11 protein-coding genes are annotated in these 18,134 nt (G+C 72.8%); 4 read left to right on the forward strand and 7 right to left on the reverse strand.

From position 1 onward, the window contains the following. Positions 1–7: 7 nt before the first annotated feature. The 4 genes from AC0VYM_RS15005 to AC0VYM_RS15020 all read right to left on the reverse strand — a co-directional run bounded on the left by AC0VYM_RS15005 (position 8) and on the right by AC0VYM_RS15020 (position 6,957). Complete coding sequence (locus AC0VYM_RS15005; RefSeq protein WP_475452500.1) at positions 8–4,294, reverse strand: AMP-binding protein; 4,287 nt, start codon at positions 4,292–4,294, stop codon at positions 8–10. Between the two features lie 82 nt (positions 4,295–4,376). Further along, positions 4,377–4,913: a DUF6309 family protein gene (locus AC0VYM_RS15010; protein ID WP_475452502.1), complete on the reverse strand. Its 537-nt coding sequence runs from the start codon at positions 4,911–4,913 to the stop codon at positions 4,377–4,379. Beyond that, the gene (locus AC0VYM_RS15015) at positions 4,910–5,728 is read right to left on the reverse strand and encodes a phytanoyl-CoA dioxygenase family protein (RefSeq protein ID WP_475452504.1); all 819 of its coding nucleotides are present in this window, start codon (positions 5,726–5,728) and stop codon (positions 4,910–4,912) included. Before AC0VYM_RS15015 ends, AC0VYM_RS15010 begins: the two co-directional genes overlap by 4 nt. A 764-nt stretch (positions 5,729–6,492) precedes the next feature. Next, complete coding sequence (locus AC0VYM_RS15020) at positions 6,493–6,957, reverse strand: Lrp/AsnC family transcriptional regulator (protein ID WP_475452506.1); 465 nt, start codon at positions 6,955–6,957, stop codon at positions 6,493–6,495. Between the two features lie 82 nt (positions 6,958–7,039). Here AC0VYM_RS15020 and AC0VYM_RS15025 point away from each other — a divergent pair, with 82 nt between their 5' ends. Together AC0VYM_RS15025 and AC0VYM_RS15030 are read left to right on the forward strand one after the other, a co-directional pair. Then, a complete protein-coding gene (locus AC0VYM_RS15025) occupies positions 7,040–8,002 on the forward strand; it encodes a DMT family transporter (protein WP_475452508.1) in 963 nt (320 codons plus the stop codon). Then, complete coding sequence (locus AC0VYM_RS15030; protein ID WP_475452510.1) at positions 7,996–9,222, forward strand: aromatic amino acid transaminase; 1,227 nt, start codon at positions 7,996–7,998, stop codon at positions 9,220–9,222. The genes AC0VYM_RS15025 and AC0VYM_RS15030 overlap by 7 nt, the downstream gene beginning before the upstream one ends. Positions 9,223–9,235: 13 nt before the next feature. Here the strand turns inward: AC0VYM_RS15030 and AC0VYM_RS15035 are convergent, their stop codons facing one another. Both AC0VYM_RS15035 and AC0VYM_RS15040 read right to left on the reverse strand, forming a co-directional pair. After that, positions 9,236–10,492, reverse strand: coding sequence for an AI-2E family transporter (locus tag AC0VYM_RS15035; RefSeq protein ID WP_475452512.1), 1,257 nt, complete (start codon positions 10,490–10,492; stop codon positions 9,236–9,238). A 185-nt stretch (positions 10,493–10,677) separates the two neighbouring features. Continuing rightward, a complete protein-coding gene (locus AC0VYM_RS15040; protein ID WP_475452514.1) occupies positions 10,678–11,613 on the reverse strand; it encodes a Dyp-type peroxidase in 936 nt (311 codons plus the stop codon). A gap of 341 nt (positions 11,614–11,954) precedes the next feature. Between AC0VYM_RS15040 and AC0VYM_RS15045 the strand changes: the two genes are divergently transcribed. Next, positions 11,955–14,276: an FdhF/YdeP family oxidoreductase gene (locus tag AC0VYM_RS15045; protein ID WP_475452516.1), complete on the forward strand. Its 2,322-nt coding sequence runs from the start codon at positions 11,955–11,957 to the stop codon at positions 14,274–14,276. A 41-nt stretch (positions 14,277–14,317) separates the two neighbouring features. Then, positions 14,318–15,775: an outer membrane protein assembly factor BamB family protein gene (locus tag AC0VYM_RS15050; protein WP_475452518.1), complete on the forward strand. Its 1,458-nt coding sequence runs from the start codon at positions 14,318–14,320 to the stop codon at positions 15,773–15,775. A gap of 21 nt (positions 15,776–15,796) precedes the next feature. Here AC0VYM_RS15050 and AC0VYM_RS15055 read toward each other — a convergent pair whose 3' ends face one another. Further along, positions 15,797–18,055, reverse strand: coding sequence for a hypothetical protein (locus tag AC0VYM_RS15055; RefSeq protein ID WP_475452520.1), 2,259 nt, complete (start codon positions 18,053–18,055; stop codon positions 15,797–15,799). Between the last annotated feature and the right edge of the window lie 79 nt (positions 18,056–18,134).

Raw genomic sequence — 18,134 nt, forward strand, 5'->3', positions numbered from 1 at the left:
GTGGGATTCACTGGGGCGGTTCGGGGAGGAACCCGACGTCCGTGGCCCAGGCCATGGCCGCCGACCACCACTCGCGGGTCGGCGGCGCGAAGCGCACACCGACGCGGTCGAGCGCGGACGTCGTGTGCGAGCTGTCGACCACCACGTTGCGGGATCCCAGCTGGGACCAGGCGGAGGCCAGCCGGGCGGCGGTCGGATGGGTCCGCTCCACCCGGGACAGCGCCGCGCCGAACGCGTGGTCGTCGGTGAGTTCGACCGGGTGGCCGAGGGCGACCAGCCAGGCCACCAGCTCGTCGTGCGGCACCGTGTAGGGGGACTCCACGTGGTACACGCCCGGCGCCGCGTGGGCGTGCGTCACCATCGCCGCGATCCCGGCCGCCACCGTGTCCACGTGGGAGAACGCGAACGACTCCGAGGGGCGGCTCGGCGCCGCCCCGGCCAGCACGTAGCCGCGCACCAGCTGGTAGATCCGGTTGTCCTCCACGTTGCGCTGGAAGGCACCCGTCCGACTGTGCGCCGCGACGTGGCCGCTGCGGTGGACGTAGCACTGGCGGCCCGAGGCGGCCCAGGCGCGGACCTCCTCCTCCGCAGTGAACTTCGTCCGCTCGTAGGGGGTGCGGAACCGCTGTCCGATCCGCAGGTCGGCCTCGCTGAACCGGCGCGGGACACCGTCGACGCCCCCCGCGACCGCGAGCGTCGACAGGTGGTGCAGGCGGGCGCCGGGCACCTCTGCGTCGATCCACGCGAGCAGGCGGCGGACCCCCTCGACGTTGGTGCGTTCCAGGTCGGAGGGGGGTGCGACCAACCGCACGTCCGCCGCCGCGTGGACCACCGCGTGGGTGTCCCTGACCCGCTCCAGACCCTCCGGGGTCAGCCCCAGGCCCGCGCCGTTGATGTCACCGGCGACCACGTCGAACCCGCCGACCCGAGGGTCCGGGCCGTCGGTCGCGGAGACGAGTCGCTGGGCCGCGTGGGCGTCGTCGTCACCCCGCACCAGGCAGGTGACCCGCGCGTCGCGTTCCAGCAGGGCGGTCAGCAGGTGTCGGCCCAGGTAGCCGGTGGCGCCGGTGAGCAGCACACGGACCGGCTCCCGGACGCTCAGGCGGGAGGTCCGGGGCGCCGCCGTGCCGGTGAGCAGGAGCTGGCCCGAGGTGGAGACGGCGCTCCTGCGCGGAGGTGGGGGCGTGCCCCCGACCTCGGCGGCCACCGCCCCGCCGAAGGCGGAGACGACCGCGTCGGCGTCCTCGTGGGACACCCACGGCCGGGCGTGGACGAGGTCGGCCACCAGCCTGCCCTCGACGATGCGGGTGGTGAGCCGCAGGGGGTGGTGCGGGTCGGCGCTGGGGCAGCGCGCCGCTCCGCCGGTCTCGGGGGCGACCGACCAGGCCAGCGTCGGCTCGTCCGGGAGCTCGAAGGTGCCCAGGAAGTTGAACCCGGCCTCAGGACGCGGCAGGTCGGCGTCCATGGGCAGCTGCGGGGCCTCCCGCACCAGGCGCTCGATCCGCGCCGTGGTCTCGGCGGAGGCGGCGCGGACCACGGTCCGCACGTCCACGGAGCCTCCGGAGTCGGTGACGGACGCCGTGTCGGTGCCGGGGGCCGCCACGGTGACGTGTTTGACCGCCGTGAACCAGCCGATGGTGTCCATGTACGCGTCGCCGCGGCTCGTGGTGTCGCGACCGTGGGTCTCCACCTCGACGGTGAGCCGGGGCCGACCGTTCCAGCCCAGGACGGCCTCGGTGAAGGCCGACAGCAGGAACGCCTCCAGCCGTTGGGAGCGACCGTGGCGGCGGACCAGTCGTGCGGTGGCGTCCTCGTCCAGGGCCCAGGTCAGGGCGGCCGGTTCCACGGCGGGGTCGGTCGGTGTCCACGTGGGGAGCGGAGTCGGCCGTTCCGGCGCCGGGGGCGCGGCGGTCGCCGCCCACCGGTAGAAGTCGGCGGTCACGGGCATGGGGCCCGGGCTCCCCGTGAGCGCCGCCCGGTAGGCGTGGGCGAGGTCGTCGAACAGGACCCGCCAGGAGAGGCCGTCGATGGCCAGGTGGTGCACGATCACGGCGAGCCGGTCGTCGGTCCCGGCGCCGCCGGAGAACAGGTGGACGCGGACCAGACGGCCGGACTCGGGGTCCAGCGCCCGGTGCAGCTCCGAGCAGGTGGCCTCGATCGCCTCCGCCACCGAGCCGGGGTCGTCGGGGAGCCGGGAGAAGGTCACGGCGCCCACCTCCCCGGAGGGGCGCGGGACGCCCGGACCGCCCGCCGCCACCGGCTGGCGCAGCGCGGTGTGGCGGTGCAGCACCCCCACGACGGCGGAGGAGAGGGCGGCCGGGTCCACCGGAACCCCGCACCGCAGGACCGCCGACTGGTTCCAGTGCCGGGGGTCCCGCACCCGCTGCCGGAACAGCCAGCGCTGGGCCGGTGCCAGCCTCCCGGTCCCGGCGGTGTCCGCGTCCCCGCTGTGGACCGGGTCGGCGGTCTCCTCCGTCATCGGGGCGGCTGCCGCCGCCAGCAGCGCGGGTGTGGGGTTCAGGTAGAAGTCCTCGAACGTGACCCGGTACCCGGAGCGGCGCAGCGCCGTCACCGTGCGCATCGCCAGGATCGAGTCGCCGCCCAGCTCCAGCACGTCGGCGTGCGGGGCGACCAGGGGTAGGCCCAGAGCGCCCGCCCACAGGTCCGCGACGGTCCTCACGAGCGGGTCCCCGGTCCGGTCGTCGCCCGTGTCGGGGGGTGCGGCGGCGTCACCTCCGGGGCGGCTGCCGCCGTCTTCCAGGACCCGGTCCACCAGGACGGACAGGCCCTCCCGGTCGAGCTTGCCGTTCGGGCCGGTCGGGAACTCCGGCACCACGACCACCGGTTGCGGCACCGAGTACGCGGGGAGCCGGTCCAGCAGGTACGAGCGCAGGGAGGTGAGCAGGGCGGCCTCGTCGGGGTCGCCGCCGGCCGGTCGGACCGCCGCGAGGAGCTGGGCGCCCGCCGGGTTGTGCCGTACGACGACCGAGGAACGCGCCACCCCGGGGAAGTCGTCCATCACGCGTTCCACGTCGTCCGGGTCGACCCGGTAGCCCCGGATCTTGACCTGTCGGTCGGTCCGCCCCGCGAAGACGAGGGCGCCGTCCGGTCGGCGGCGGCACCGGTCGCCGGTCCGGTACCTCGGCCCGTCGTCGTGCGGGAGGAAGCGGCGCGCGGTCTCCTCGGGGCGCCCGAAGTACCCGGCAGCCACACCGGGGCCGCCGATGAGCAGCTCGCCGTCCGTACCGTCCGGCACCGGCGCCCCCTCCGCGTCGACCAGGTGGAGGGAGTTGCGACCGATCGCCGTACCGATGGGCACCGTGGCCTCGTCCTCGGGCAGGTCGGCGGGGGAGGAGGCCACGAAGCAGCTCGCGCCGATGGTGGCCTCGGTCGGGCCGTAGTGGTTGACCACCCGACCGGCCACACCGTCGTCGAGGAGTCCGGCGGCCAGGGAACGGGGCAGTGCCTCACCGCCCAACAGCAGGGTGTGCAGCCTCGGGGCCCGGACCGGCCGCCCCTCCAGCAGCGCGGTCAGATGGGAGGGCGTGGTCTTGAGCACCGACACCCCCGCCGCGGCCAGGCCGGACCAGAAGGCCTCGGGGTCGCGGGTCCGCTCGTCGGGCACCACGTGGACCGACCCGCCCGTCGCGAGCGCGAGCAGCCAGGAGGTGTGGCCCAGGTCGGCGGCGAGCGTGGTGACGTGCGCGACGCACGGGACGTCGTCGCGGGTGAGGCCGAGGCGGTCGCGCAGGGAGAGGGCGTAGTGCACGGTGTTGGCGTGGGTGACGGTGACCGCCTTCGGTTCCCCGCTCGACCCGGAGGTGAAGGAGAGGTAGGCGGGGTCCGTGGCGTGTACCCGAGGCGGAACCGCGCCGGGCGGGACGGGATCCGCGACCGACGCGGTCGGGTCCACGACCTCGGTCCGGCGGTCCCCGGGCGCTGCGTGGCCGGGGTCGGAGCTGAGCACGTGCCGCACGGCGATCGCGTCCAGGCGCCTGCGGACGTCGGGCCCGCTCCAGGCGGGGTCGACGACCACGGCGGCCGCGCCCGAGCGCAGCACCCCGTACAACAGGGCGCACACGCGGATGTCGCGCGGGCCCAGGACCGCGACCCGGTCACCCCGGCCCACACCGAGTGCGCCGAGACGGGCCGCCACCCGGTCGGCGGCGGCGAGCAGTCCGGCGTAGTCGAGGGAGCGGACCCCGTCGGTGAGCGCCGGTCGGTCCGGGTGGGAGCGCGCCCCGCGCGCCAACAGGTCGGAGAGTGAGAGGTCCGGGATCGTCGTACCTGTCAAGGGGGTGGGTCTCCAGTTCAGGCGGTGTCTGCTTGGGACGGCCCGGCACCTGTCCCCCTGGAGCCGGGGGACAGGACCCGTCTCACCCGGCCGGTGCGGTGTCCGGGGTGCCCGCCACGAACGCCTCGGTCTCCTCGTCGGGGGAGAGGCGCCCGGACAGGGCCCAGGCGACGGTCCGGTGCAGGCCGTCCAGGTGGATGAGGCCGGTCCGCACCCTCAGGTCCGAGTAGTCGGAGTGGGGCACCGGGACGGTGCTCAGGTAGACGGGGGTCAGGGGCGCCTCCCGGAACAGGTCCAGCTTCTTCGCGCAGACCGGGTTGGCCTCGGCCATCTCCGCGCCGCCGGAGCGGACCAGGTCCGCGGCCTCGCCCACGGTCCGACCGGACCGGGGGACGAGCTCACGCGCGCCCCCCTCGCTGAGGTGCCAGGGCAGGACGACGCCGAGGACCTCCTCCCTGGACAACAGGACACGGTGCCAGACGCCGAGGAGGTCGTCGGCCATGTGCAGGACGTCCTCACCGTCCTGGTTGGTGTTGGACTCGTGGGGGCGGTCGACGGGGTGATCGGCCCGGTAGACCTCCAGGACCCGTGAGAACGGCACCGTGCCGATCAGTTTCATGTGGTGGAGCCCCGTCCCGTCGTCGTGTACTCGGTGAAGTGCCGTTCCGCGAACAGCTCGGGCCAGCGTCCGCCGCCGAGGTCGAGCTCGCGCGCCCGGGAGAGCATATGCCGCCAGTACGGCTTCACCGGGTGCCAGCGGGCGCTGGTCTGGCAGTACGAGGCGTCCACGAAGTAGCGGGGGCCCGGGGCGCCCTCCCCCTCGGGGGCGGGCCTGCGCGCGTGGAACAGGGCGGAGTTCATCAGGACGGTCGAGCCCGGGGGGAGCCGGTCGATGACGGCCTCGCCCGGGAGCTCCTTGGTGCCCAGGTGGGCGCGGGCCTGCTTGGATGCGTGCTCCAGGTGGGATCCGGGCAGGACGGCGAGGTGGCCGACGCTCGGATCGAGGCCGCCGAGGTAGTGCAACGCGTGGACCATGAGGAGGCTCGGGTCCTCGCGGTCGTTGGGCTCGTGGTCGTGGTGCCAGGCCTTGCCGCCGGTCGCCTCGCCGTGCCGGTCGCTGTGCAGGTGGTGGAAGACGAAGGAGGGCCCCATGAGTTCGGAGACCACCCCCATCAACGGTTCGTGGGTGAGGAGCTCGCCGTGTGCGGGCAGCTCCAGCTCCAGGACCGGGGGCGTGCCGTGGGTCTCCGGGTCGAGGCAGGCGGCGATGGAACGCTCGCGCAGCCCCTCGTCCACCCACCGGTCCACCTCGGGCAGGAGGCGGCCGACGAGGGACGCGGGCAGGAAACCGGGGAGGACGAGGTAGCCGGACTCCGTGAACTGTCTCCGCCGCTCGGTGGCGTCGTCGAGTTCCGGGGGAATCGTGTGGGTCAAGTCTTCGCCCCTTGTTCGTGCTCGGGTGTCGGTCGTTACTCCGGGGCGCGACGGATTCCCTCCCGGAGGAATCCATCGTGGGAAAGGCGGTGGGCCCGGGTGCGGTGGGCAGTGCGCCTGGACAGGAGGTGAGGGGCCATTGGTGTGGCTGTCCGTGGCCCTGTGTGGTGGAGTGCCCGGAGGGTCGACAGTATTAGTTTCACTTTGTCCGGATCGTTGTCAAGAGAATCGGGAGAACACGATGCTGGCCTGGAACTTCGACGTCTTCGAAGCGGGATCGGGGAATTCATGGCAAGTAAGGAGTATGAATTCGGCGGGGGAGGGGTAAGGGAGGGTGCGGCGGTCACGCGCTTCCGGGGTGATCCGTGTTCTGCCAGCTCAGGCCGCATGTGCCACCTGGGTTCCCTCCGTGTACCCGAAGGCGGGGCGCGCCGCCGGTCCTTCGGCCCGGCGGTCTCCTGGAGGGTGGCGTCCCGCTTTTCCCAGGTCGATTCGGGCATTTGGGGCGAACGATGAATGCGGTCACAGAAATGGGACCCCGTCTCTCCGTGGTCGGTCAGGGGATCGTTTTACCGTTTCGGAGGGTGGCCGATTCCGGACGCCGGAATGGCCCGATCGGGTGCTGACCCCGGGGGTTCCTTCGTGATATCGAGAAACCCGCTTTAGGGCGGTGTCCCACGCGACACGTTTCGCGAACGCGTCCGCCCTGCGGCACGGGCCTGCCACGGGGTGCCCGGGTCCCCCACGCCCCGGCCCCGCCGTCCTCAGTCGATGGGCAGGGGCGCACTGGGCTTGGTGACGCTGATGGCGAAGGTCGTCTCGATCGAGGAGACGGCCGGGATGGCGCGCAGCTTGGCGCGCATCAGCTCCTCGTAGGCGGGGAAGGAGCGGGCGGCCACCTTGAGCAGGTAGTCGTGGTCACCCGCCAGGAGGAAGGCCTCGGTCACCTCCGGGATCCCCCGGATGGCCTCCTCCACCCGCTCCACCACGCCCGTGCCGTGGGAGTCCAGGCGCAGCCGCACGAACGCCGTGATGTCCAGCCCCACCGAGGCCGGGTCGACCACCGCCGTGTACCCGGCGACCACGCCGGACTCCTCCAGTCTGCGCACCCTGCGCAGACAGGGGGAGGGGGACAGCCCCACGCGGTCGGCCAGGTCCTGGTTGCTGATCCGCCCGTCGCTCTGGAGCTCGTGCAGAATCCGCAGATCGATCTCGTCCAAACGATGCATGGGGCAGATCCTGCCAAAACCACCCCTGTTTGGGCAATAATGAGCAATCGCCGGTCCCGCCGCTCCCCGTACCTTCACTCCCATGAGCAGACCCACCGGTGCGACCCCCTCGCTCACCGTCGGACTGGCCGCGATGGCCGCGACCGTGGTGCTGTGGGCCGGGTTCGCCCTGAGCATCCGAGGGATCGGCGCCTCCGACCTCACCGCCCTGGACGCCGCCCTCCTCCGGTTCCTCACCCCGCTGGTGGTGCTGGCCCCGTGGATCCCCCGGGCCGTCCGGCGCGTGCGGCACGAGCGCCCCGGCGTCCTGCTGGCGCTCTGCGTCGGCGCCGGGCTCCCCTACTTCCTCCTCGCCGCCTGGGGCGGCTCCCTGACCAGCGCCGCCCTCGTGGGGATCGTGATCCCCGGGACCGTGCCGCTGTTCGTCACCGCGCTCGCGTTCGCGCTGTGGCGCACCCGGGCCCGCCCCGCGCAGCTCGGCGCGCTCGTGCTGATCGTCCTGGGCGCGGCGGTGCCCGTGGCCGCCGCCGTCACACCGGACCACGCCACCGGGGTCGCGGTCCTGCTCTGCGCGGGACTGGTGTGGTCGGTGTACACCCTGGCGCTCCGGGAGACCACGCTCGACCCGGTCAGCGCCGCGATCGTGCTCTGCGCCCCCTCGGCCCTGCTGGCCGGGGTGCCCCTCCTGCTCGGCCTGGCCCCCTCCGCGCTGTTCGGGGGCGCCGCGCCGCGCGACGTCCTGGTCTACGTCGCCGTCCAGGGCGTCGGCGTGGGCGTGCTCGCCGCCCTGTGCTACGCCACCGCCATCCGCGGACTCGGCGGCCCGGTCGCCGCCACCCTGGGCGCGCTCAGCCCCGTCGTCACGCTGGTCGTGGCGGTCCCGCTGTTCGGCGAGCCCGTCACCCCCGCGACCACGGTCACCCTGCTGCTGGTCCTGACCGGCGTGGTCGCCTTCAACCTCCTCGGTGCCCGGCGGCCCCGGCCCGCCGCCCCGAGCCCCGCCCGAGCCGTGGACCGCCGCCCCGAACTGGAGACCTCATGCTGATGCCGACCATGCTCCCGCCGCGCACCGACCCCCTCTGGCAGCTCACCGCCGCCTGCGACACCGACCCCCGCCCCGACCGCCTCGACCTCCTGGTCGGCGTCTACCGTGACGACACGGGTTCCTCGCCGGTCCTCGGCGCCGTGGCCGAGGCCGAACGGAACCTCGCCGCGCGCTCGCCCTCCAAGGAGTACCTGGGCCCCGCCGGGAACCGCGACTTCACCGACGCGCTCACCCGCATGCTGTTCCCCTCGGAGGACGTCCGCTCCCGCACCCTGGCGGTGCAGTCGGTCGCGGGGACCGGGGCGCTGCGGCTCCTGGCCGAACTCCTGGCCGTCACCGGACCCGACCGGACCGTGCACCTGGGCACCCCCGCCTACCTCAACCACCGCACCATCCTCACCACCGCGGGACTGCGCGTGCGCGAGTACCCGATGCTGCTCCCCGACGGCCGCCCGGACCCGGACGCCGCCCTCGCGGCCGTCGCCACCGCCGCACCCGGAGACGTGCTCCTGATCCAGGGGTGCTGCCACAACCCCACCGGCGCCGCGATGCCCACGCGGAACTGGGACGAGCTCGCCCACGCGATGTCCGTGCGGGGTGTGGTGCCCTTCGTCGACCACGCCTACTTCGGTCTGGGGGACGGGCTCGACGCGGACCTGGAGGGCGTGCGCCGCATGCTGGACGTCCTCCCCGAAGCCGTGGTCGCGGTCAGCGCCTCCAAGGCCTGGGGCCTGTACAACGAACGCACCGGATGCGCGATCGTGGTCTCCGACGACCCCGCCCGCCGCGCCCTCGCCTACGGCGTCCTGGAGACCACCGCCCGCGCCGGGTACTCGCAGCCGCCGGACCACGGCGCCAGGATCGTCCACGAGATCCTCACCCGAGCCGAGCTGCGCACGCGCTGGACGGACGAGCTCGACTCCATGCGTCGGCGCCTGGGCCGCCTGCGTGACGGGCTCACCGACGCCCTGGCCACGCGCACCCCCGCCACGGAGTTCGAGGCGCTGCGGGAGCAGCGGGGCATGTTCCTGCGGCTGCCCCTCACCGCCGACCAGATGGGGCGGCTCCGCGACGAGCACGCGATCCACGGCCTCCCCTCGGGGCGGATCAACCTGGCCGGGGTCCCCGTCCACCTGCTCGACCGGGTCGCGGACGCGATCGCCCGGGTCCACGGCGGGACCGGGGCGGTTCGGCCGGAAGGCCTGGTCGCCCGGGGGTGAGCCCCGCCGGGGGTCAGTCGGTGGTTCCGGCCTTCTCGGAACCGTCGTCCGCGGGCTCCTCCTCCACCGAGGGCTCGGGGGAGGCCGCCCGGTTACGCAGCAGCGCCGCGAGGACCGCCGCGATCGGGGTGGCCAGGAACAGGCCCGCGACCCCGCCGAGGATGCCGCCGACCGTGACGACGATCAGGACCACGGCGGAGGGCAGCTCCAGGGCGCGGCCGTAGATGCGCGGCGCGAACACGTTGCTCTCCAGCTGCTGCACGAGGATCACCGCGCCGAGCACGATCAGCGCCACCACCCAGTTCTCGGTCACCAGGGCCACGAGGACCGCCAGCAGCCCGCTCAGGAAGGCGCCGATGATCGGCAGGAAGGCGCCCACGAAGGTGAGCACGATCAGCGGGATGGCCAGACTCGTGTCGATGAGCAGGAGCAGCGCGATGCCGATGCCGATCGCGTCTATCACGCCCACCAGCGCCACCCCGCGCACGTAGTTCCCCATCACCTCGTAGGAGACCCGGGACGAGTGGCGCAGGACCGGGCGGGACCCGACCGGCAGCAGGCTGGCGATCCAGTCCATGAGCTTGTCGCCCGAGTGCACGAAGTAGATGGTCAGGACGATGATCAGCACGATCCCCAGCACGACCCGCGTGACGGCGGTGGTCGCCGTCCACGCGCCGCTCAGGACCTGGTTGCTGTTCTCGGTGATCAGGGACTGGACCTGTACCCAGGCGTTGTCGATCGCCTCCCTGAGCAGCCCCGGGTCCAGACCGAAGGGCAGGGGAACGTTCTGGAGCTGGACGACGGCGCTGTTGACGCTGGCCACGAGGTCGTCGAAGCTCGCGACGGCGGGGGTCACGATCAGGGTGACGACGCCGCTGTAGACCGCGAAAGCGATCAGCATGGTGATCGCCGTGGAGGCCCCCCGGCCGAACCCCCGTCGTTTGACCAGGTTGGGGCGGCGCAGCCAGTTCGCCAGGGGCATCAGCAGCGCGGTGAGGAACACCGCGATGATCAACGGGAGCGTGACCACCGACAGGCGGGTGAGCGCGTAGACCAACAGCCCCGCCAGCACACCGATCACCAGGATGCGCCAGGAGGCGTCGGCGGCCACCCGCAGGAGGTCGCCGGCGCGCCTGCCGTCGTCCGGGTCCGGTGCGCCGGAACCCGCGTCCTCGACCTCGACTCGCTCCCGTTCCCGCTCGACACGGGCCCTGCGGGTGGCGTTCCACTTGTTCACGAGGGCCCCGACACCCGGCCACTGGGCTTGCACATGCGCTCCGTTCTCCGGTCGGCGCGGACCGTCGTCACGCGCCACGAACCGCGTCGACCAGCCCTCCGAACCAGCCGTGAGTGCGATGTGACGCGGGGTGGGAACGAGTCTGGCGTCCGCACGCGCCACGGGCGGGGAGGCGCGTGCCGGATCACCGGATGGGCGTGTCGCCCGGAGTGCCCCACTCACCCGCCGCTGTCGGCCCCGTCCCCGAACACGCGCGCGTGCGGCGGGTCCTCCAGGAACTCCTCCGTGGGCACGTGGAACAGGCCGCCCGTCACCGCCGTGGAGAAGTCCAGGACGCGGTCGTGGTTGCCCGGAGGGTCACCGATGAACATGTTCCGCAGCATCCGCTCGGTGACGTCGGGGGTCGCGGAGTACCCGACGAAGTAGGTGCCCGACTCGCCGCTGGCGACGGAGCCGAAGGCCATGTTCTCCCGCACGATCTTGAGCTCGACGCCGTTCGCGTCGGTGATGGTGTTCAGCGCCAGGTGGGAGTCGGCGGCCTTGTCGTCGTCGGGGATCTCCACGTCGCTGAGCTTGTGGCGGCCCATCGCCGTCTCCTGCTCCTCGACCATCAGCGCGTTCCAGGAGGCCAGGTCGTGCAGGTACTTCTGCACGATCACGTAGCTGCCACCGGCGAACCCCGGGTCCTCGTCCCCCACCAGGACCGAGGAGGTCGCCAGCGCGCCCTCGGGATTCTCGGTTCCATCGACGAACCCCAGCAGGTCCCGTTCGTCGAAGTAGCGGAAGCCGTGCACCTCGTCGGCGATGTCAACGTGCCCCTCCAGACGCACCATGATCTGCCGGGCCAGTTCGAAGCACAGGTCGGCGCGCTCGGAACGCAGATGGAACAGCAGGTCACCCGGGGTGGAGACGGCCTTGTGTCGGGCGCCGTTCAGTTCGCGGAACGGGTGCAGCCCCACCGGTCGCGCACCCTCGTACAGGCGGTCCCACAGGTGCGATCCGATCCCCACCGCGCAGCTGAGGTCGTCCCGGGGGGAGCGGAACCCCACGGCGCGTCGCAGCCCGGCGATGTCGGACAGCAGGTCCAACACCGGGCCCTCGCCGCCGTCACGGACCGTCACGACCAGGAAGACCGCAGCCCTCGGGGACGTCACGACGACCCTCTGCGGTGTGCTCCGGTGGACCACGCGCATCACTTCCGTCCGCTGTTCCGGTGGGATCTCCGCCCGCGTCCCTGCGGTTCCGGACGGCCCGTAGGCGGGCAACGCTAACATTCGACCCACCGTTCACAGCGGTGCGAAACCACCGTTCCCCGCCGGTCGCCCGGTCCCCTTTCCGGGCGCTTGACCTGGTGGTACGCGAGGACGTCGGCCGCCGGTCCGCTCCTCGTCCAAGGAAACCCTTTGGCAAAGTCCGGAACGGCGGCGCCCCACCCACGGCCCGGTTCCGTTCTCATCACCGGGGAACAGTGTGAACCGGTGAGGGGGACGGCGGCGTGTCGGACGAGAAGAAGTGGTCACAGCGCGACTACCACCACCCCGCGGCCGGGTGGGGTGCGGCCAGGTCGGTGCTGGGAGTCATCGCGGGAGAGGGCGAGTGGGTCGAGGGCAGCCGCGCGATCCTCCGGATGAACCACGAGAACGGCGGTTTCGACTGCCCCGGCTGCGCCTGGCCGGACGACCTCAAGGGTCTCAGACTCGACATCTGTGAGAACGGGATCAAGCACGTCACCTGGGAGATGACCCGCAAGCGGGTGGACCGCGACTTCTTCGCCCGGCACACCGTCAGCGAGCTGCGCGGGTGGAGCGCGTTCGAGCTGGAGGACCAGGGGCGGCTCACCGAACCCATGGTCTACGACCCCGGGACCGACCGGTACACGCCCATCACCTGGCAGGAGGCGTTCGACCTGGTCGGATCGCACCTGCGTGCCCTGGACTCGCCCCACCGGGCGGCCTTCTACACCTCCGGCCGACTCGGCAACGAGGCCACCTTCCTCTACCAGCTCATGGCGCGTGAGTACGGCACCAACAACCTGCCCGACTGCTCCAACATGTGCCACGAGGCGTCGGGCCGCGCGCTGAAGGCCTCCTTGGGGACCGGAAAGGGGACCGCCGACCTCAAGGACTGGGAGGCCGCCGACGCCATCTTCGTCATGGGGGTCAACGCCGCCTCCAACGCCCCCCGCATGCTCACCGCCCTGGCCGCCGCGCACCGGCGCGGAACGCGCATCGTCCACGTCAACCCGCTGGTGGAGGCCGCCGCCACCAGGACCATCGTCCCGCACGACTTCCTCGACATGGGGCTGATGCGCTCCACCCGCACCAGCGACCTCAACCTCCAGGTCCGCCCCGGCGGCGACATGGCGCTCATGCGCGGCATCGCCAAGGTGCTGCTGGAGAAGGCCGAGCACGACCCCCGGGCCCTGGACCCCGAGTTCGTCGAGCGGCACACCACCGGGTTCGAGGAGTACCGGGCGCTGTGCGCGGCCACCACCTGGGAGGAACTGGAACGGCAGTCCGGCCTGGCCCGCGAACGGATCATGGACGCGGCGCAGGTCTACGCGCTCTCCGACCGCACCCTGATCAGCTGGTGCCTGGGGATCACCCAGCACGAACACGGCGTGGACACCGTCCGCGAGATCGTCAACGTGCTGCTCCTGCGCGGCAACCTCGGCCGGGAGGGCGCGGGACCCTCCCCGGTGCGCGGACACAGCAACGTACAGGGCAACCGGACCTGCGGGATCGACCACCGTCCCACCCCGGAGTTCCTGGACCGCCTGGCCGCGGCGTGCGGGATCGACCCGCCGCGCGAGCCCGGTCTGGACACCGTGGCGACCGTCCGCGCCATGAACGAGGGCACCGTGAAGGTGTTCGTCGGCATGGGCGGGAACTTCGCCAAGGCCGCGCCGGACACCCCGTACACGGCGGCCGGGCTGCGTAACTGCGACCTCACGGTGCACGTCAGCACCAAGCTCAACCACAGTCACCTGGAACACGGCAGGGCCGCGCTCATCCTGCCCTGCCTGGGCCGCACGGAGAGGGACCACCAGCGCGGCGGGGTGCAGTCCACCTCGGTCGAGGACTCCATGAGCATGGTGCACCTCTCCGTGGGCATGAAGCGCCCCGCCTCACCGCACCTGCTCTCCGAACCGGCGATCATCGCGGGAATCGCCCGGGCCACGCTGCCCGACAGCCCCACCCCGTGGGAGCGCTACGTGGAGGACTACGACCGGGTCCGCGACACCATGGCCCGGGCCCTGACCGGGTTCGAGGACTTCAACCGCCGGGTGCGCCTGCCCCTGGGCTTCCGGCTGGTCCAGCCCGCCCGCGAACTGGTCTTCCTCACCCCTTCCGGGCGCGCGGAGTTCTCCCTGGCCGAGCTGCCCGACGTGGTGCCCGCCGACGACGACGTGCTGGTCCTCCAGACCATGCGTTCCCACGACCAGTGGAACACCACCGTCTACTCGGACGACGACCGCTACCGAGGGGTGCGCAACCTGCGCACCCTCGTCCTCATGAACGCCGGGGACATGCGGGACCGGGGGATCGCCGAGGGGGACCTGGTGGACGTGGAGTCGACCTCCCGGGACGGCACCCGCCGCCGCCTCAGCCGCTACCGGGCGCTCGCCTACGACATGCCGCGCGGCAGCGCCGCCGGGTACATGCCGGAGATGAACGTCCTCGTCGGCTCCGCCGACTACAGCACCCAGAGCGACCAGCCGCTGATGAAGAACGTCCTGGTCCGGGTGGTGCTGTCCACGGACACCGGAGACGGGACCGGTCGCGAGGAGGAGACCGAGGGGACCCGGTCCCACTAGGCCGCCGAACGGGCGGAACGGGCACTCGCTACGATGCGCGCATGCCCACCCCTGTTCAGTCACCCCCGACTCCGCCCGTGCGCCGTTCCCTGCCCGTCCTCGGCATGGTGGGCGCCCTCGTGCTCTCCGCCTGCTCCACGGAGGGGGATGGCGGTCCCGCCCCCTCCGTGATCAGCCCGGACGCGCTGGTCAGCTGTGAAGACCGGGGCGACTGCGGTGAGGCGGGCGCGGTGCGCTGGTCGGTGCCCCTGGAGGGCGACTACCGGATGTCCCGTTCACCGGACCAAGCGTCGGCACTGGTGACGCCGGAGCAGTGGATGGACAGTGACCGGCCCGACCCCGGCGCGGTGGTCCGTGACGGGGTGCTCCACCACCACCGTGACCACCGGGTCACGGCGCTGGACGCCGACACCGGCGCCGAACTGTGGGCGGAGGAGTTCGATGGACTGGTCACGAGCGTCACCACGTCCGGGGAGACCACGGTGGTGCGCACACGTGACCCCGCGGAGGACGGCGGCCGGGTACACCTGCTCCGACCGGAGGGTGACGGTGTCGAGCACGTCGGCACGGAGGTCCCCGACGAACTGCTGAACCTCCGGCGCCTCACCAACGACACCCACGTGGCCCTGTCCGGTCGTCCCCACGGCGCCGCACCGGAGGACGACCGCGACCTCTTCCTCCTGGTCGACGCCGCCACGGGCGACGTGGAGTGGTCCCACGAGGCCGCGGGCAGCCTGCTCAACGAGAACCTCGCCGCCGACAACGCGCTGTACGTGTCGGTACCAGCGGACACCGAGGACGGACCGTCCGGGATCGCCCGTGTCGTGGACGGGCGGGAGGACCTCGTGTTCGACCGGCCGGAGGAACTGCGCGAGGGCTACCGCTTCCAGGTGACCGAGACCGGAGAGCTCCTGATCAACACCGACTGGTGCAAGGAGAGCGCCCTCGGGTGCAACTCGCGCGGGATCACCGCCCTGGAGGCGGAGACCGGACGGACCCTGTGGAACAGGGACGACACCGGGTCGATCGCGTCACTGACCACGGACGGCACCACGACGCACCTGCACATCGTGGAGAGCGGTGGCTACCGGACCGTGGACGCGCGCACCGGCGAGGTGGTGGCGGAGGGGGCCGAGGCCGCAGGGGAGACCGAGGCGTTGTTGCGCGCCTTCAGCGGGGAGCCCGCGACCCCCGCGAACACCCTGCCGCCGGAGCTCACCGAGGAGGACCCGGACGAGGACGGCGAGGCCCGGCCGCAGGAGGCCCTGGACCTGCTCCCGACCGAGCTTCGCGGGCCCGGCATGGAGCGGACCGTCGTCCTCGACGGGCTGGCGGCCGGCGCCCGGCACCTGACCACCCACCTGGACGGGGACGGTCGAGTGGTCGGGGTCTTCTCGGGATGCGCGCCCGACGGGGTCCGGCCACCCTCCTGGGACTCGGGCAGCCCCGAGGCCGCGTGCGCCGAACCCCGCCTGTTCGCCGTCGACTTCGGGATCTGACACCCCCGCCGGGAGCGGGGGTCAGACCGTCGGAGGCGCGTTCGGCGGCCCGAGGTCCGCGCCGCAGCGGGGTTCGAGGCAGCGTACGTACTCGGAGGCGACCTGTTCACCCTCCGACAACAGGGAGGGCTCCTCCTCGGCCCACACCAGGTGCGGGCGGTCGGCCTCGTCGAGTGTCAGGGCCGTCAGCGCGGGTTTCTCCTCGAACGGACGGAGCGGCACCGTCACGGTCTCGGCGCAGCCCGCGTCCCGGCAGGACACGAGCACGACCCGCTCGGCGCCCATGTCGAAGGTGACCAGTTGGGGGTTGCCCCGGGAGTCGACGGCGAGCCCGGGTACGGGGCGGGCCCAGCCCGCACCGGTGACGGCCCGGTCGGTGAACTCGGTACAGGCCGCGTCGTGACAGTCCACCACGTGTGCCGCGCCGCCCTGCGCGACCCGGTAGGCGATCACCGGGGTGCCGTCGGGGCGGTACTCGACCCGTGCGCCGAACCTGGACGTCAGTTCTCCCTCGAACTTCCCCTCGTACTCGCTGAGGAAGGAGGCCGGGACCACTTCGGTGACCCCTGGATCGGCGCACGCGGTGTCGGCGCAGTACATGAGGGTCACCCCGCCGAAGGACCCGTCGTAGAGGGTGACCGCGAACCCGCCCTCCGGAGAGGAGGCCGTGTCCAGGTGTGTCGCACCCTCGACGTAGCCCCCCACCGGGGCGTCTTCGGGCACGTCCACGGGGACGGGGTCCGCGCAGGAGGTGTCCGCGCACACGTGCACGCCGAGCCCGCCCTCGTCCTGGGTGTCCGCGTCCGGGTCGGGGTGGACACGGGAGGCGACGACCAGCCCCTCCCCAAGGGGCGCCATCGCGCTGTGGAGGCCGTCCTGGCGGCCCCCGAACGGGCGGACCAGGGTGCCCGGGTCCTCCTCGACGCATGCCCTGGGGTCGGGCTCCGAACACTCCGCCAGGTAGAGGCCGGGCTCCTCGTCGGAGGGCTCCGGGGCCGCGTCACCGAACCTGTCGCCGCGCCAGCTGGTGAACACGAAGCCGGAGTCCGTGTGCAGCGCGGTCCGGCCCTCCCGGTTGCCCTCACCCTCTCCCACCGGAGCGCACTCGGGGTCGCAGTCCAGCACCCTGGTGGAGCGGCCCGAGTTCGCGATCAGGGCCCGGTCACCCCTCGCGGTCATGTGGAGCGCCACCTCGGGGACGTCGATACCGGGAGCCGGGCTGGTGAAGAGCCTGGTGGTGTCCGTGACCCACAGAGCGACCGGCGTGAGGGTCGGCGGCACGAGCACGGCCAACGCCAACAGTGCGGGGACAGCCCGGCCCCGGGGGGCGGGCGAGGGACGGGGCAGCTCCCGGTCCGTCGCCGCGAGGTCCAGGTCCCGGTGGGTCGACCACGGCCGCCCCGTGCTGTCCAGGGTCACGGGAGCGGTGACCAGCAGTACCGCCAGCGGTGCCGCGAGGGTCGAGAGCAGCGCGAGGGCGAACATGGACGGGAACGGGTCCGCGGACAGGACCGCCGCCCACGACGCCAGGCGGTCCGAGGACAGGAGCACCAGGGAGCCGCCGCCGAAGGCCAAGGCCACGAACACCAGGTGCGAGGCGCGGCGGTACCGCCCCATCGTCCAGGAGACCGCCAGCGCCCGGAGCGTCCCGCGCCCCTCCAACAGGGCGACCGGGAGTGCCACCGTCAGAGCGGGCAGTGAGGACAGCACGAGCGGTACCAGCACTGCCAGCACCGGCCACAACGTGAACTCCAGGACGGACAGTGCGGTGAACAGGAGTCCCAGGACCACCGCCGCCCACAGCAGCAGGAGAAGGAGCCAGCCGAGGGTGGTCCGGTACCGTCGGAGCGCCCCTCGCCAGGCGGCACCCACCGGAACGGGGCGGCCCAGTAGGGCACCCGCGCCGACCAGCACCGCAGCGCCCAGGGTGACGGGGGCGGTGGCGAGGGCCACGAACAGTGTCAGTCCCAGGAGCACCCACTCGGGGCTCCCGTACGTCTCCAGGGCCCCGTTGACCACCACGGCGTCCCCGGACCGCCACAGGGTCACCGCCGCGCCGAACAGCGCCACGGGCAGCGCGGGGAGCGCCACCACGACCAGCAGCGACCACAGGTGGCGCCAGTAGGCGGCGGCCACCGCCAGGAACGCGGCGGGCAGGCTCCTGACCAGCCGCAGGCCACCGTGGGCACGGAGTTCGGGGACGGACCCCTCCGGCGCGTCCGGCGGCGCGCCCTCAACGGTGCGTGACCCGTCGTCCTCCGGCCTGCTGTCCGACCCCATGACTCCCTCTCCGACGCGACTTCCGGTGCCCGGGCAGGATAGTGAGCGACCAGGCGCATCCCGTGACCGGGGGTGGTCG

The sequence above is a fragment of the Nocardiopsis sp. iso_237 genome (assembly GCF_056173345.1).

Bases quoted from the DNA above. Each gene is read 5' to 3' on its own strand.
- AC0VYM_RS15010 (WP_475452502.1), bottom strand. From the start codon at position 4,913: ATGAAACTGATCGGCACGGTGCCGTTCTCACGGGTCCTGGAGGTCTAC.
- AC0VYM_RS15020 (WP_475452506.1), bottom strand. From the start codon at position 6,957: ATGCATCGTTTGGACGAGATCGATCTGCGGATTCTGCACGAGCTCCAG.
- AC0VYM_RS15025 (WP_475452508.1), top strand. From the start codon at position 7,040: ATGAGCAGACCCACCGGTGCGACCCCCTCGCTCACCGTCGGACTGGCC.
- AC0VYM_RS15030 (WP_475452510.1), top strand. From the start codon at position 7,996: ATGCTGATGCCGACCATGCTCCCGCCGCGCACCGACCCCCTCTGGCAG.
- AC0VYM_RS15050 (WP_475452518.1), top strand. From the start codon at position 14,318: ATGCCCACCCCTGTTCAGTCACCCCCGACTCCGCCCGTGCGCCGTTCC.
- AC0VYM_RS15055 (WP_475452520.1), bottom strand. From the start codon at position 18,055: ATGGGGTCGGACAGCAGGCCGGAGGACGACGGGTCACGCACCGTTGAG.